Here is a 16,964-nt window from a genome sequence, read left to right on the forward strand (position 1 = left end):
CTATCTAACTAGCAAACGACTGATGGTCAGCAGAATGCAGGCTGAACCATCGTTTGCTGCTTGGATAGTTTTTTTGTGGGCAAATAGTATTTGTTGGATTTCGAACAATTGAAATGGAGATAAAAACTCATAAAGTTCACAAATTTAAAAGAGCGTTAAAGTTGGATTACCAGTTCTCATCGCTGAGTATTCCTTTTTTTAGTGAAAAAAGTTCAAAAGGAAGTCTTGGAAAGCCGTGTTGCCTGTGATACTATTAGTGAGTTATAGAGGAGGAATATCATGGTTGAGATTATCGCAACGGTGGAGTCGATTGAACAAGCAAAACAGCTCTTACCTTATGTAGATACTATTTTTTTCGGAGAAGAAACTTTCGGTTTGCGTTTGCCGACATCTTTCTCACGAGAGGAACAAAGCGAATTGATCCGCTTAGCGCAAGCAGAAGGAAAACAAGCGATGGCGGCAGTCAATGGCATCATGCACCCGCAAAAAATGACGCTAGTTCCAGAATACTTGGCTTTTTTGAAGGCCAACCATGTTGATAAAATTTCTATCGGCGATCCAGGAATCATTTATCGTATGAAAAAGAATCCGGAATTGGCATTGCCGTTTGTATACGATGGAGAGACGCTGGTCACCAGTGCTAGACAAATCAATTTTTGGGGGCAAAAAGGGGCGATTGGAGCAGTTTTAGCAAGAGAAGTCCCCTTTGGAGAAATGACAGTTTTAGCACCACAGCTAACGATTCCTGCGGAAGTGCTTGTCTATGGGGCAACGTGCATCCATCAGTCGAAACGTCCATTGCTTCAAAATTATTATAATTATACGCAACAGGAAGATGAAAAATCTCGTGAGCGAGGTTTATTTTTATCAGAACCCAAGAAGGAGGATACCCACTACTCGATTTATGAAGACAGTCATGGCACGCATATTTTCGCCAATAATGACATCAATTTGATGAATGAATTGCAGTCTCTTTTTGAAACGGGGTACCAGACTTGGAAGTTAGACGGTTTATTTACTCCAGGGACAGCGTTTGTCTCGATCGTAGCTTGTTTTGCACAGGCGAAGCAATTGCTTACTGAAGGCACATGGACTGCTGAACAAGCAGCTAGCTTGAGTGAACAAGTACGTCAGCTACATCCAGCTCAACGGGGGTTAGATACCGGTTTTTATGCGATCAATCCAGAGGATATCAAGTAAGGAGCAATGGAAATGACAGTCAAACAAAAATTGAAACGGCCAGAAGTATTGGCACCAGCCGGTACATTAGAAAAATTAAAAACAGCCATTCATTACGGGGCGGATGCTGTTTATATAGGCGGCAACGCCTATGGCTTACGAAGTCGTGCCGGAAACTTTACCTATGAAGAGATGGCTGAAGGGGTTGCATTTGCTAAAGCTCATAATGCTAAAGTATATGTAGCAGCAAATATGGTCACCCATGAAGGCAATCAAGAAGGAGCTGGGGAATTTTTCCGTCAATTGCGGGATGTGGGAATTTCGGCGGTGATCGTGTCTGATCCTGCTTTGATCGAGATCTGTGCGACAGAAGCACCAGGATTGCCGATCCATCTTTCAACGCAAGCTTCCGCGACAAATTATGAAACGCTAGAATTTTGGCGAGAAGAAGGGCTTGAGCGAGTTGTCTTGGCTCGAGAAGTATCCATGGAAGAAGTCGCCGAAATCCGCAAAAATACGAGTGTGGAGATTGAAGCTTTTATTCATGGGGCGATGTGTATCTCTTATTCTGGACGTTGTACATTGTCCAATCACATGTCGATGCGAGATGCCAATCGTGGTGGTTGCTCACAATCTTGTCGTTGGAAATATGATCTTTTTGATATGCCTTTTGCACAAGAAAGAAAGAGTTTGACAAAGAATGGAACGATCGAAGAAGAATTCTCAATGAGTGCAGTCGACATGTCCATGATCGAACATATTCCTGACTTGATTGAAAACGGCGTCGATAGTTTTAAGATCGAAGGACGGATGAAATCGATCCACTATGTTTCAACTGTTGCGAATGTGTACAAAGCGGCAGTTGACAGTTATATGGAAGATCCAGAGAACTATGTCTGCAAACAAGAGTGGATTGATGAATTATGGAAGGTAGCGCAAAGAGAACTAGCTACCGGATTTTATTACCATACACCGAGTGAAAATGAGCAATTATTTGGTCCTCGGCGTAAAATCCCGCAATACAAGTTTATCGGGGAAGTCATGGCCTATGATGACGCAACAAAGATGGCCACGATCCGGCAGCGGAATTTGTTTTCGGTGGGGGACGAGATCGAGTTTTATGGACCTGGATTCCATCATTTCCATCAAAAGGTGGAAGTCATGTATAATGAAGACGGTGAATCGATCGATCGCGCGCCAAATCCGATGATGCTTCTAACGATGCCCGTCGCTGAACCTGTTCAGGTTGGCGACATGATCCGGAAGAAAAAATAAAAACTGTGACAGAAGTATCCAAGGCTGATAAAGGAAAAATAATGAGATTCGAGGGGTAGCGCACTGTGCTAAAAGCGAGTTTGAATTTCGTACATGTTATGTTCCTCTCCCTTTATCATTGACTCGGTGCTTTCTGTCGCATTTTTTTGTAAGATTTGAAAAATCCTTCGATATACACCAAAATGAAGTTGTTCCTAAGGAGGAGACCAATAATGCAAGAGTATGATTACATAGTGATTGGCGGTGGCAGTGGCGGGATTGCTTCTGCAAACCGTGCAGGAATGCATGGAGCCAAAGTTTTATTGATTGAAGGCAATGAGCTGGGGGGTACTTGTGTCAATGTGGGCTGTGTACCCAAAAAAGTGATGTGGCAAGCAAGTGAAATGTTAGAAATGATTAAGCGTGATGCCACGAGCTATGGTATTTATCCACATGTGGATAAATTTGATTTCAAGCAACTTGTGGATAACCGTGAAAAATATATTGATTTTTTACACACAGCATATCAAAAAGGCTTAGATAGCAACAGAGTAGAAGTTATCCACGGTTATGCACAGTTTGTGGATAACCATACTGTGACGGTCGATGGACAAGAATACAGAGCGCCAAAGATCTTAATTGCTACAGGAGGAAAACCTAGTGTCATGTCGATTCCTGGTGGTGAACATGCGATTGATTCCAATGGCTTTTTTGCCTTAGAAGAAGTGCCTAAAGAAATGATCGTCTTAGGAGCAGGGTACATTGCGGCAGAACTTAGCGGAATGAGTCAGCAATTTGGCAGTCACGTTTCTTGGGCTTATCGTAAAGAACGTCCATTACGGGCGTTTGATCATATGTTAACTGATAATTTAGTAGAAATTTATCGAGAAGCAGGAATGGACCTTTATTCCGGCTATGTAGCTGAAAGGATCGAAGAACGTGATGGACAATATACGGTTTTCTTTGAAAATGGTCAAACACTGACGGGGGACTGTGTATTGTTTGCTGGGGGACGAGTGCCCAATACCCAACACCTTGGTTTGGAAAATACAGATGTCTCTCTAGATGAAAAAGGCTTTGTCATTGTTGATAAGTACCAAAATACGACTGCTGAATCGATCTTTGCAGTTGGAGATGTGATCGGCAAATTAGAGTTGACGCCAGTAGCGATTGCAGCGGGTCGTCGCTTGTCTGAACGATTGTTCAATGGTCAAACTGAGGCACATTTAGATTATGATCTGGTGCCGACAGTCATTTTTACGCACCCACCAATTGCAACGATCGGTCTTTCAGAAGAAGCTGCAATCGCAAAATATGGCGAAGAAGAAATCAAAGTATATCATTCACGCTTTACACCAATGTACTTTGCATTGAATGACTATCGTCAAAAATGTGAAATGAAACTTGTTTGTTTAGGAAAAGAAGAGAAGATCATTGGTCTACACGGTATTGGAATTGGTGTTGATGAAATGCTGCAAGGATTCGCCGTCGCCATCAAAATGGGAGCAACTAAGGCAGATTTCGACAATACCGTTGCAATCCATCCGACTGGAGCAGAAGAGTTCGTTACAATGCGATAAACAGTCAAGAGAAAGTGAAGTAAAGAAAAAGAACGATCTCCGATTATAGAAGACGTGTCGTCTAATCAATCGGAGATCGTTCTTTTTTGTCTGAAAGACAGCTAGTTGAAAGCAGCTACCTCTAAATCACTTATCAAACTATTATTTATAGAAAAACCACTCAATTTGTGCGAGCTAGGATTTGGTTTGTGATCTGATACAAATAGTCTTTGGTATTTTTTCCAGGATCAGGTAATTTCTTGATTCCTTGCAGGGCTTTTTTTGTATAACGAGCAGCTAATTGATGTGCTTCTTCAACGCTATGGCTGTTGTGAACGATTTGGTAGACTTGCTGCGCTTCCTGATCGGTCATCTCGGCTTTTTTCTCCAGTAATGGTGTTAGCACTGCCCGCTCTTTTTTCAGTGCCAACAACAACGGCAGTGAGTAGACCCCCTGCTTGACATCTTCAAGGACAGGCTTACCCAAGGCACTTTCGCTTTGGCTGTAATCAAGGATATCGTCCATGATTTGAAATGCTAACCCGATGGATTGACCAATCGTTTTTGCCTGATTGGCTAAACGTAGAGAAGCCCCACTTTCATAAGCCCCGATAAAGCAGCTTAGAGCAAACAGTTCAGCTGTTTTACCAGAAATGTTTTCCAGATAGTCCTCAATCGTCACATTCAGGTCGTAGCGTTTGCTCATTTGTCCTAATTCTCCAGCTAAAATTGTTTCCATGCTGCGAGAATTGATTTGCAGACTTTTGAGAGAACCAGCGTAATCCGCCAGTAGTTTAAAACAGCATACAAAGAGATAATCACCCGCGTAAACGGCGACATCATTACCGAATTGTGCACGGATAGTAGGCAAGCTTCGCCGAGTATCGGCTTGATCAACAATATCATCATGAATCAGTGAAGCAGTATGGAGCATTTCGATCGCTGCGGATAGTGCTACTGCTTTTTGAGAATCTTTCTCTTCTCCGAATTCAGAGAACAACAACTGATAGGCCGGGCGGAGCATCTTGCCGCCAGAATGGATCATCGCTAATATCGCTTGTTCTACTGCTTTATTTTTTAGTTTCAAGGATTGTTCCATTAATTGCAGCGATTCAGATAAATCGTTTTGCAACGCAGGATATGCTTGCCACATTGGATGAAGTTTCATAAATGACTCCTTTATTTTGAATCAGAACGCCACTTGACATTGGTTTGCCGTTCATAATCAAGCTGAAATCGCCGTAATGTGTCTACTCTTTGCAAAAGATAGTTGGCGGCGATGCCGATGGCGATCCCTGATAGAATACCGAAAAATGCGAGAACGGGTAGGTAAAGCATGACACTCCAGGATTGAGCAATCCAAGAAGCTGTGACCAATTGGCCAACATTGTGTAAAAAACCACCAGCTGCACTGATCCCGATAATGCTGACGCGCTTAGGTCCTAGTTGTTTTACTAGCAACATACCGAAATAGCTCAAAAGTGAACCACTCATACTATATAAGAATGTTGAAACAGTTCCGCCTAAGAGTGTAGTTAAGATTAAACGTAGCCATATCAGCAAAAAACTGTCTCGTTTAGGCATAGTGAACAAAGCAATGATCGTGATCAGATTGGCTAAACCTAATTTAGCTCCGGGAGCAAAGGCAAAAGGATACGGAATCATATTTTCAATCAAACCGATAACGACTCCTTGAGCAACTAATAATGAGATGAAAATGATTTTCTGTAAACGACTCATAGTATCACGATCAGTAGATTAGATCGTCTGTCTCACTCCCATCTGTTGCACGAACTTCGATCACTAATTTATGTGGTAAACATACGATTGTTTCGCCATTTTTTGAGGCCCAGCCGCGGCGGACGCAAATTTGATCGCCACAGTCAGCTTCTTTGATGCGGATGCGGTCACCAGCGATTTCAATGAGATTGTAATCACCATCTGGATCTTCGTATCGATACGTGTAGCTATCTTGTCCTTCGATCAAATCAAACTCTTTGATCTCCTTGCCATCAACTCGCAAAACAGCTTGTTTGGCGGCAGTAGGGGTACTTTGTGATTGCCCAAAAATCAAAATTGGTAAAAACGAGCTAAGTATCAGTACCAGAATGATGACCCCGTCCCAAGGCTTCAGGTGGGCACGACGGATAAATTCTTTTACTTTCATCAGAAAGACTCCTTTGAAGTTCTGTGTCTCATTCTAGCATAATCCGCTGGTTTTCTACTACTTTTAAGAGAAGGTTTTTCTAGTAGATAAAAAAGTGCTTAACTTGGAAAGAGACTGAGACATTGATCAAAGGATCAGGCTGCCTCAGTCTCGTTTAAAAAGCGATTATTTTTTACCGTATAAGGAACGCGGTGTACCGTACCACCATTTACCAAGTGTACGTTGTAACCATGGGATCACCCAACGATCCAAACCAACGGCACGGCCAGAACCGTTCATTAATGCAAAGGCTACTGGGATGAACCAAATGTTAACCCAATAGAACATACCTGACATACAGAATGTCAAGACTAAAACAATTGTCGTTGCATTCACTAACCAAGTAAACAAACCAGCCATCAATGCTAAAGCTAAAGCAATTTCAAAGAAGACCATGAATTTTTGGAAGAACATTGCTACATCGTTGTTAGGCATAATAAATTGCATCACTTTTGTAAACCAATCTGGTGATTTTTCGATCACGACCATTGGTTGTTCGCCGTAGGCATAACTTAAACCAAAGTGAGCTGCTTGGGTTGCTGCTGCGCCGGCAGCATCGCCTGCACCGCTTGCCGCACTGGCAGCGTCAGCTGCTTCACTCGCGCCGCTTGCTGCATCAGCAACAGTTTGATATTCCCAAGTCCAAGGGAATACGCTGTTTCCTTGGAACCAAGAACCTTCGCCAAACCATGTTCCTGGCTTAAAGACTTCACCATTTGTACCTAGAATTTTCTTGAAAGCTTCAACAAACCATACCAGACCGTAGAAGATTCGCAGTGGAACACTCCAAAGAACGTTTCCGTAACGTGAAGTATGACCACGCGCCACTGTCCGATCATCTTTGATATGGAAGATTTCATGCATCAAGTATTGGAACATGTAGTAGCCAGAACGAATGTCAAAGAAGTATTTCAAGTTGACGATATGTTTCATAATGATTGCTAAGAAACCGCTAAGGTGAATCTTATTGAATAAGTTGGCTACGCCCCATTTAGCGCCAATCGATACCATGAATCCTTGGTAATTTCCTTTAAATTTGTGTTTTTCGCCGCCTTTGATCGCTGCGACGATATTTGATGCAGCTGTATGACCAGTTTGTTCAGCGGCTTGAACGATTTGTGGTGTTGGTGTATTTGGAAATTCTTCATAGAAGACCAAGTCACCAATGATATAGATATTTTTGTCTTCATAACCTTTTGCTTCCATATATTCGTTAGCAACAAGGCGGAAACCGCGAGCAGTTTCTAGACCAAAGTCTGCAGCGTCGCTCGTTCCTTTCACACCAGCTGTCCAAATCAGTGTATAAGTTGGGATCGTTGAACCATCTTTTAATTTGATGTGATCTTCAGCCACTTCAACGATTGGTGCGTTCAGAACTAATTCGACATTTTTTTGTTTCAAGTAGCGTTCTGCTTTGGCAGCATCGTTACGATCCAACATGTTAAGGATCGTAGGCATTGCTTCGACCACTTTCAACGTGATTTCGCTTGGATCCAATTTGTAGTCTTCAGCCAAACGCTCTTTCCAGTCGATCAGTTCACCGATCATTTCAATACCGGTAAAGCCAGAACCGCAGACAACGAAAGTCAACATTGCTTTACGAAGTGCTGCATCAGGCTCGATTGCTGCTTTAGCAACAGTTTTTTCGATGTGTTCACGAATGCGAACAGAATCTTCAAATGACCATAGAGTAAATCCATGTTCTTTTACTCCTGGAGTGCCGAAGTCATTTGGTTCGCCACCCATACCTAAGATCAAGTAATCAAAGGAATAGCTGCCTTGTTTTGTTTGTACGACTTTCTTTTCTTTATCGATAGCAGTTACCGTGTCGGTTACTAAGCGAACATTTTTCTTACGTGAAAACAAACGTTGCAAGTCATATTGGATTGCGGTCGGCTCGACACGTCCCCCGGCAACCTCGTGCAGTTCGGTCATCATGGTGTGATAAGAGTGACGATCGATCAATGTTATTTCTACATCATTGTCTTTTTTCAATTTTTTTGCCATGTACTTGGTTGCTGAAACACCGGCATAGCCTGCACCGACAACGACAATGCTTTTCTTTGCCATTGCAAATCTCTCCTTAAAAAAAATAATCTATGATAATAAATACACAATCGTTCCTATTATATATAGAAATCCATCGTTTGTCTAACTTTTCTGATAGGAAAATACGATATTTCATGAAATTCGTGAAAATTTGCGAAAATCAAAAAAAGTTCAAAAATATTCACAAAAGCTATAGGGAAGCGGTTGACATATTTCTAATTTACTTTAAAATGTTAGATGAATCACAAACTTTTTTTGTGGGAAAATAATTAGTAAAAGGTGGAGCATTATGAAAGCAAAGAAATTAATGGTAGGTATGGCGGTATTTTCATTCTCAGCGTTAGTATTAGCAGGTTGTGGATCTGACAACAACACGTCAGCTTCTTCGTCAACAAAAGAAAGTACTTCACAAGTCGCTAGCAGCGAATCAGCAACAGCAACTTCTGAATCAGAAGCGAAAGTAGTCGCAGGAGCACCATTGCAAGATGGCACATATAAATTAGAAGAAAAAAATTATTCAAATGATTACCGCGTAGTTTTTGAAATCACTGTTAAAGATGGCAAAATCACTGAATCTAAATATGACAACATCAATGCAGACGGCGAATCAAAAACAAAAAATGCGGAATACAACGAAAACATGAAAGCCAAAGCAGGAATCAGTCCAGAAGAATTTATTCCTAAATTCAATGAAGAATTGGTTGCGGCACAAAGCCCTTCAGCAATTGAAGTTGTTTCTGGTGCGACACACTCATTCGATTCATTCCAAAACTATGCACAACAATTGATCCAAGCTGCTCAAGCAGGCAACACAGATACAATCGAGATCGACAACGGTGCAGACTTGAAAGATGGTACGTATAGCTTAGAAGAAAAGAACTATTCAAATGGCTACCGTGTAGCATTCTCAATCACTGTCAAAGACGGCAAAGTGTCTGAATCTAACTATGACTATGTTAACGAAGATGGCAAATCTAAAAAAGATGATGCGGAATACAACGAAAACATGAAAGCAAAATCTGGTACAAACCCAGAAGAATTTATTCCAAACTTCAACGAAGCATTCGTGACAGCAGTAAATGCTGAAGATGGTTCAGTTGCTGATATGGATGTTGTTTCTGGTGCGACACACAGCTTCCACAGCTTCGTGATCTATGCACAACAATTGTTGAACGCAGCAGAAAAAGGGGACGAAACACCTATCCAAGTGGACAACATCGTCACTGAATAATTCATAAATGAACAAGCGGTATTCTGATGTAGAGTACCGCTTTTTTTATGTTCAAAAGCGCTAAATAACCTACCAATAATAAAAAAATTCTAGTAGAAAACCTTCCTACGTGGACTCCCTCTGTCTGATAAAGAAACAGAAGAGATTAAAGAATCGCAAAAGAAACTAAGATTCTGGCGCCAACCCTTTTCATTTTAGAAAAAAAAAGCTATTATAATAAAATTGAATACAACAGAAAAGAGGAAGACCATGAAAAAGAAATTACCGTTTTTTGCATTGATTGTTTTTTTTATCACAATATTATCCGCTTGCGGCAGTGAAAAAGAAACTGTTCAATTAAGAGACGAACCATATTTTCAAGAAGAATTTTTATTAGGCACGTATACACGCATCAGAATTTACGATGAAGGCAAAGAATCTGCGATGAAACCAGCGTTTGCCCGCATCAAAGAATTGGGAGACAAGATTACGATCAACCAAGCAGGATCAGAAGTTGACGAGATCAATGCCCAAGCTGGAATCAAACCAGTCAAAGTTTCTGATGATATTTATTTTCTATTGAAGGATGCCTATGACTATAGCAAAAAATCTAATGGCGGGTTCAATATGGCTATCGGTGCGATCACCCAATTGTGGCGGATTGGATTTGATGATGCTCGCAAACCGGAACAATCGGAAATTGATGAAGCACTAAAACATATCGATTATCGGAAAGTTGAGTTCAATGATGATGAGAAGACCGTCTATTTAAAAGACAAAGATATGATCATTGACTTAGGAGCGATCGCTAAAGGATATATCACGGATGAAGTAGTCAAAGTATTGAAGGAACAAGGGGTTACCTCGGCAATCGTTGACTTAGGCGGCAATGTCTATGTGTTAGGACATAGCAATCGTGGTGAAGACGAACCTTGGAATGTGGGGATCCAAGATCCCAACGAAGCCCGCGGTTCCATTATTGGCAGTATCAAAGAAACCAACAAAACGGTGGTCACTTCAGGAATCTATGAACGCTATTTGAAAGTCGACGGCAAAACCTATCACCATATCTTTGATTCAGAAACAGGGTATCCGTATGACAATGACATTGCCAGTGTATCTGTGATCACAGATAAATCGATCGATGGCGATGGTTTGACGACGGTGGTTTTTGATAAAGGGATCAAAGCTGGTTTAGAATATATCGAGCAGCACACCGACAAAGGAACAGATGCGATCTTCATCACGAAAGAAGGGATCGTCTATGTTACGGATGGAATCAAAGATACCTTTAAGCTGTCTGAAGAATCAGGTTACACGATGGGCGATCGTGCCGATTTAAAATAAGAGGAGGGATCTTGTGTCTCTTGCAGTATTTTTAGAAGTTGTTGAGATTCGGACTAAGGTTGCAAGTATTTTTCCGTTTATTATGGGAATCTTGTTTTCTCTCGTATACTTCCATGAATTCCATCCATTGAACACCATTATATTTTTTGTAGGGATGATCTTGTTTGATTTAACGACAACATCGATCAATAACTACATGGATTTCAAAAAAGCAAAGTCTAAGGTTTATAAGTATGAACAAAATGTGATCGGTCGGGAAAAGATTCCCGAAACCCTTGTACGGAACATGATTTTTGGCATGTTGGCGCTGACGTTGTTGATCGGTCTTTATCTGACTTGGATGACAGGCTGGCTTTTATTGCTGATGGGATTAGTCGTATGCTTTATCGGGGTGTTTTATACCTTTGGGCCGGTTCCCTTATCTCGGATGCCATTGGGGGAAGTCTTTAGTGGAGTGACGATGGGATTAGGTATTTTTGCCATCACCATCTATCTGAACACTGTCACACAAAAAGTTTTTTATTTAGACATTGATTTTGCGACCGGAACCTTCGGATTAGTGGGTCATCTGTGGGCGGTATGTGCCATTGTATTAGCATCCTTGCCCCTTGTATTTACGATTGCCAATATTATGTTGGCAAATAACTTGCGTGATTTAGAAACAGATATTGAGAACCACCGGTACACATTGGTTTATTACATTGGTCGGACCAACGGCATTCATCTTTTCCAAGGATTGATGCTGGCATCCTACGGTGCGATTTTGATCGGATTTTTGTTTGGTCTTTATCAGTGGCCGATCTTACTCGTCTTTCTAACCTTACCGAAGATTCGCCAAAACTTGAAAGAGCATCAAGCAAGTTTGCCGCACCCAAGAAGCTTTGGTTATTCAATCAAAAACATGATTTTATTTAACAGTAGCTATGCTCTAGGCCTAATTTTATGCCTGATCTGGCAAATGCTCGTTCACTAAATAGCAAGACAAAGACCCGTCAGACAAAGAATGGCTGCATCGTAAGAGCAGTCTTTCTTGATCTGACGGGTCTTTGTTTGGTTTTTTGAAAAAAATGCTGCTAAGAATATTTCTCCAGACTGATTTCACCAGAAGAAAGGACTTTGACATCATCTGTTGTCCGAACCACTAATTCACCAGTAGCAGTGATGGACTCTGCGACTCCTTCATAGCGGATGCCTTGTTGTGTGAAGCAAACGGTTTTACCAAGAACAAATGATTTCTGACGATAAATAGTTAGATAATCATCAGCCGGTAATTGATCCAACAAGTCAAAGAAGCGTGTCCATACTGCTGCGATCAAGCGCGCACGATTGACAGGAGCTTCCCCAGTTGGAAAGAGAGAGGTTGCCCTTTGCTGGATATCTTCTGGGAAAGCTGTCTGAGGGATCGCAAAGTTGATGCCTATGCCGATGACGATCGAAGCGATGCGGCCACTTTCAAAGTCACTAGTGGCTTCAGATAAAATACCGCAGACTTTTTTTCCTTCTAAGTAAATATCGTTGACCCACTTGATTTGTGTTTCTTTGCCGGTCAACTCGTCGATTGCTTGTGCCACAGCTACCGCTGCCAATAATGTGTATTGAGGCAACTCGCTGAAGGTATGATTTGGCTTCAGCAATAAGCTCATATAGATTCCTTTTCCTTTGGGTGAAAAGAAAGGACGATTGAATCGACCATGCCCGCCTACCTGTGTTTCTGCTAAAAATAGAGCCGGAGTCGCAAGTTCAGATAAAGCAGCTAGCTTTGCTTCTTTCATCGTGGTCTCAACTTGGTCAGCGATCTGGATCGTTGCTACCATCGGCAGTGCTTCCTGTAACGCGCGTTGTTCGTAACGATCTGCTGATAAATAGCGATAGCCGCTGGCTGAATGTTCAAAGCGGTAGCCTTTTTTCTCTAATTCTTTAATCGCTTTCCAGACGGCAGTCCGTGATATGTCCAATTTTTGGGCAATTTTTTCTCCGGATAAAACGGAGGTTTCTTGTTGCAACAATGCCAAAATCTTTTCTCTAGTTGTCATAGTTGCTCCTTTCAAAATGTTTCACGTGTAACGCTCATGCTTTTTTTGCTAGCATAGCAAGAAAACAAGAAAATGCAAAGAAATTTCTCGTCATTTTTTCTAATTTTAGAGAATCCTTTCTTAAAGAAAACTTAGAATTTGCATGCATCGGAAAAGCGTTGCAACTTTCAATGAAAGCTTGACATCAATGTGCTTCATCTGTATAATAAGGAGTTGCAAAAACTATCTGAAAGAAAAAAGCAGAAACGAAATATTGTCCGTTTCGGCTTGGGAATAAGGAAACAAAAGTAGAAAATGCCCAATGCATCCGTTCTATTTTTGGTTTTTTTTTGCCTAAAAGCCGCAAAAAATGCTTTCTGTAATATATATTTAATATTTGTTACAGTTTTGTAAATAATCGGATAGCCTTTTTGAAAGACTTTATGAAGAGGTGAAGAGCTTGGCTGGACACGTAGTAAAATACGGAAAGCACCGCGAACGTAGAAGTTTCGCACGGATCAGTGAAGTATTAGAATTACCGAATTTGATTGAAATTCAAACCGACTCTTACCAATGGTTCTTAGATGAGGGCCTAAGAGAAATGTTTGAAGATATTTTGCCAATCGAAGGATTTAACGGCAATTTGTCCCTAGAATTTGTAGACTATGAATTGAAAGAACCTAAGTATACAGTGGAAGAAGCTCGTGCACATGATGCCAACTATTCGGCACCTTTGCATGTCACATTGCGTTTAACAAACCGTGAAACTGGCGAAATCAAGTCACAAGAAGTCTTCTTTGGCGATTTTCCATTAATGACGGAACAAGGTACGTTTATCATCAATGGGGCAGAGCGGGTCATCGTTTCTCAGTTAGTCCGTTCACCAGGTGTTTATTTCCATGGGAAAGTCGATAAGAACGGAAAAGAAGGATTCGGCTCAACTGTGATCCCTAACCGCGGTGCGTGGTTAGAAATGGAGACAGATGCGAAAGACATCTCTTATGTACGTATTGACCGTACTCGGAAGATTCCTTTGACTGTGTTAGTGCGTGCCTTAGGGTTTGGTTCAGATGACACGATCTTTGAAATTTTTGGAGACAGTGATTCGTTACGCAACACAATCGAAAAAGACTTGCACAAAAATGCAAGCGACTCTCGGACAGAAGAAGGACTGAAAGATGTTTACGAACGTCTGCGTCCAGGCGAACCCAAAACGGCTGACAGCTCACGCAGCTTGTTGAATGCTCGCTTCTTCGATCCAAAACGCTATGACTTAGCAAATGTTGGTCGTTACAAAGTAAACAAAAAATTAGACTTGAAAACACGTCTATTGAATTTGACATTAGCAGAAACATTGGTTGATCCTGAAACTGGCGAAATCATCGTCGAAAAAGGAACTGTGTTGACTCACCAAGTGATGGAAACATTAGGTGCCTTTATCGATAATGGTTTAAATAGTGTTACTTACTACCCATCAGAAGACGGTGTTGTTACAGAACCAATGACTGTTCAAGTCATCAAAGTCTTTTCACCAAAAGATCCAGAACAAGAAGTGAATGTTATCGGTAATGGCTATCCAGATACGACCGTTCGTACAGTACGTCCAGCGGATATCATTGCTTCTATGAGCTACTTCTTCAATTTAATGGAAGGTATCGGCAATGTTGATGATATCGACCACTTAGGAAACCGCCGCATTCGTTCAGTTGGGGAATTATTGCAAAATCAATTCCGAATCGGACTTGCTCGGATGGAACGTGTCGTTCGTGAACGGATGTCAATCCAAGACACAGAAACATTGACACCGCAACAATTGATCAATATTCGTCCTGTTGTAGCAAGTATCAAAGAATTCTTTGGTTCTTCTCAGTTGTCACAGTTCATGGACCAGACCAACCCATTGGGTGAGTTGACCCATAAACGTCGTTTATCAGCCTTAGGACCTGGTGGTTTGACGCGTGACCGTGCTGGATATGAAGTACGGGACGTTCACTATTCCCACTATGGCCGGATGTGTCCGATCGAAACGCCTGAAGGACCGAACATCGGGTTGATCAATAGCTTGGCGTCTTATGCCAAAGTCAATAAATATGGCTTTATCGAAACCCCTTATCGTCGTGTTGATCGGGAGACTGGCCGTGTGACAGATCAAATCGACTATCTGACTGCAGATATCGAAGACCATTACGTCGTTGCCCAAGCAAACAGTTTGCTGAATGAAGACGGTACATTCGTGAATGATGTTGTTATGGCTCGTGCGACTTCTGAAAACTTAGAAGTGTCGATCGACAAAGTGGACTACATGGACGTTTCACCTAAACAAGTAGTCGCAGTCGCAACAGCTTGTATCCCATTCTTGGAAAACGATGACTCCAACCGTGCCTTGATGGGTGCCAACATGCAGCGGCAAGCAGTTCCATTGATCAACCCTAAATCACCATGGGTTGGTACTGGTATGGAATACAAATCAGCCCATGACTCAGGTGCTGCATTATTGTGTAAACAAGATGGAATCGTCGAATATGTGGATGCTGCTGAAATTCGCGTTCGTCGCGACAATGGCGCATTAGATGTTTATTCGGTAACGAAATTCCGTCGTTCTAACTCAGGAACAAGTTACAACCAACGCCCACTTGTAGCCCTTGGCGAAAAAGTAGAAAAAGGCGACATCCTTGCAGATGGCCCATCCATGGAAAATGGTGAAATGGCATTAGGACAAAACGTTCTAGTCGCATTCATGACTTGGGAAGGGTACAACTATGAAGATGCCATCATCATGAGCCGCCGTTTGGTGAAAGATGATGTCTACACTTCTGTGCATATTGAAGAATATGAATCAGAAGCTCGTGATACAAAATTAGGACCTGAAGAAATCACTCGTGAAATCCCGAATGTCGGGGAAGACGCATTGAAAGATCTAGACGAAATGGGTATCATCCGCATTGGTGCGGAAGTCAAAGATGGCGATCTGTTGGTTGGTAAAGTAACGCCTAAAGGGGTAACGGAACTATCTGCAGAAGAACGCTTGCTTCATGCAATCTTTGGTGAAAAAGCCCGCGAAGTCCGCGATACTTCTCTGCGCGTACCTCACGGTGGTGGTGGAATCGTCCATGATGTGAAAATCTTTACCCGCGAAGCTGGCGATGAATTGTCACCAGGTGTCAATATGCTCGTTCGCGTGTATATCGTTCAAAAACGGAAAATCCATGAAGGGGATAAAATGGCCGGCCGTCACGGAAACAAAGGGGTCGTTTCTCGCATTATGCCAGAAGAAGACATGCCTTTCTTACCAGACGGTACACCAGTTGATATCATGTTGAACCCATTAGGGGTGCCTTCACGGATGAACATTGGACAAGTATTGGAATTACACTTAGGAATGGCTGCCCGCCAATTAGGAATCCACGTTGCTACACCAGTCTTTGATGGTGCCAGCGATGAAGATGTCTGGGCAACAGTTGCAGAAGCCGGCATGGCTAGCGACGCCAAAACCGTTTTGTATGATGGCCGTACTGGAGAACCATTTGATGGTCGAATCTCCGTAGGTGTCATGTATATGATCAAATTGGCCCACATGGTCGATGATAAATTACATGCCCGCTCAATTGGACCATACTCATTGGTTACGCAACAACCATTGGGTGGTAAAGCACAATTTGGTGGACAACGTTTCGGGGAAATGGAAGTTTGGGCACTGGAAGCATACGGTGCTGCTTATACCTTGCAAGAGATCTTGACGTACAAGTCAGATGACGTTGTTGGTCGTGTGAAGACATACGAAGCGATCGTTAAAGGGGAACCAATTCCAAAACCAGGCGTACCAGAATCATTCCGCGTATTAGTCAAAGAATTGCAATCACTTGGTTTAGACATGCGTGTCTTAGACATTGATGATGCAGAGATTGAATTGCGTGATATGGATGATGACGATGATGACTTGATCACCGTGGACGCCTTAACAAAATTTGCCGAACAACAAAATGCTCGTGAAATTGAGCAACAAGCACAAACAGAAGCTAAAAATGCCGCCGATGATTTGAACCAACAAATCGAGACAGCAGAAGATCGCTTGCAATAATAGAAACGAGGGGACACCCGTCAAAATCAGACGGAGGTCTCAACCTCGTGTTCTATCGGATATGTCCATG

12 protein-coding genes are annotated in these 16,964 nt (G+C 42.0%); 7 read left to right on the plus strand and 5 right to left on the minus strand.

Annotation, left to right across the window (positions count from 1 at the left end; all coding sequences use genetic code 11):
- Positions 1-279: 279 nt before the first annotated feature.
- The 3 genes from HED61_RS03135 to gor all read left to right on the plus strand — a co-directional run bounded on the left by HED61_RS03135 (position 280) and on the right by gor (position 4,013).
- On the plus strand, positions 280-1,200 hold the full coding sequence (locus HED61_RS03135) for a peptidase U32 family protein (RefSeq protein ID WP_003128854.1): 921 nt from the start codon (positions 280-282) through the stop codon (positions 1,198-1,200).
- 12 nt (positions 1,201-1,212) lie between these two features.
- The gene (locus tag HED61_RS03140) at positions 1,213-2,454 is read left to right on the plus strand and encodes a peptidase U32 family protein (protein WP_005469760.1); all 1,242 of its coding nucleotides are present in this window, start codon (positions 1,213-1,215) and stop codon (positions 2,452-2,454) included.
- A 212-nt stretch (positions 2,455-2,666) separates the two neighbouring features.
- Complete coding sequence (gene gor / locus HED61_RS03145) at positions 2,667-4,013, plus strand: glutathione-disulfide reductase (RefSeq protein WP_003128856.1); 1,347 nt, start codon at positions 2,667-2,669, stop codon at positions 4,011-4,013.
- A gap of 160 nt (positions 4,014-4,173) precedes the next feature.
- On the opposite strand, the gene HED61_RS03150 is transcribed toward gor, so the two are convergent.
- The 4 genes from HED61_RS03150 to HED61_RS03165 form a co-directional block, all read right to left on the minus strand.
- Entirely contained in the window at positions 4,174-5,160 is a 987-nt protein-coding gene (locus HED61_RS03150; protein ID WP_003128857.1) for a polyprenyl synthetase family protein, read from the minus strand.
- An 11-nt stretch (positions 5,161-5,171) separates the two neighbouring features.
- Entirely contained in the window at positions 5,172-5,732 is a 561-nt protein-coding gene (locus HED61_RS03155) for a Gx transporter family protein (protein ID WP_003128859.1), read from the minus strand.
- A 10-nt stretch (positions 5,733-5,742) separates the two neighbouring features.
- Positions 5,743-6,159 carry a NusG domain II-containing protein gene (locus tag HED61_RS03160; protein WP_003128860.1) on the minus strand — a complete coding sequence of 139 codons (417 nt, stop codon included), beginning with the start codon at positions 6,157-6,159 and terminating at the stop codon, positions 5,743-5,745.
- Positions 6,160-6,324: 165 nt separating this feature from the next.
- Positions 6,325-8,268, minus strand: a complete 1,944-nt coding sequence (locus HED61_RS03165; protein ID WP_005469767.1) for an NAD(P)/FAD-dependent oxidoreductase — start codon at positions 8,266-8,268, stop codon at positions 6,325-6,327.
- Positions 8,269-8,536: 268 nt separating this feature from the next.
- On the opposite strand from HED61_RS03165, the gene pplA reads away from it, so the two are divergent.
- The 3 genes from pplA to menA all read left to right on the plus strand — a co-directional run bounded on the left by pplA (position 8,537) and on the right by menA (position 11,777).
- The gene (gene pplA / locus HED61_RS03170; RefSeq protein WP_003128866.1) at positions 8,537-9,478 is read left to right on the plus strand and encodes an extracellular electron transfer flavoprotein PplA; all 942 of its coding nucleotides are present in this window, start codon (positions 8,537-8,539) and stop codon (positions 9,476-9,478) included.
- 249 nt (positions 9,479-9,727) lie between these two features.
- Positions 9,728-10,804: an FAD:protein FMN transferase gene (locus tag HED61_RS03175; RefSeq protein ID WP_005469775.1), complete on the plus strand. Its 1,077-nt coding sequence runs from the start codon at positions 9,728-9,730 to the stop codon at positions 10,802-10,804.
- A gap of 13 nt (positions 10,805-10,817) precedes the next feature.
- Positions 10,818-11,777, plus strand: a complete 960-nt coding sequence (gene menA, locus HED61_RS03180; RefSeq protein WP_029487376.1) for a 1,4-dihydroxy-2-naphthoate polyprenyltransferase — start codon at positions 10,818-10,820, stop codon at positions 11,775-11,777.
- Positions 11,778-11,877: 100 nt separating this feature from the next.
- Here menA and HED61_RS03185 read toward each other — a convergent pair whose 3' ends face one another.
- Positions 11,878-12,837 (minus strand): biotin--[acetyl-CoA-carboxylase] ligase, encoded by a 960-nt coding sequence (locus HED61_RS03185; protein ID WP_029487377.1) that lies wholly within the window; start codon positions 12,835-12,837, stop codon positions 11,878-11,880.
- Between the two features lie 439 nt (positions 12,838-13,276).
- Here HED61_RS03185 and rpoB point away from each other — a divergent pair, with 439 nt between their 5' ends.
- Positions 13,277-16,894, plus strand: a complete 3,618-nt coding sequence (gene rpoB / locus HED61_RS03190; RefSeq protein WP_005469779.1) for a DNA-directed RNA polymerase subunit beta — start codon at positions 13,277-13,279, stop codon at positions 16,892-16,894.
- The last annotated feature ends 70 nt before the right edge of the window (positions 16,895-16,964 follow it).

The organism is Enterococcus gallinarum (genome assembly GCF_021496385.1).
Lineage (GTDB): Bacteria > Bacillota > Bacilli > Lactobacillales > Enterococcaceae > Enterococcus_D > Enterococcus_D gallinarum.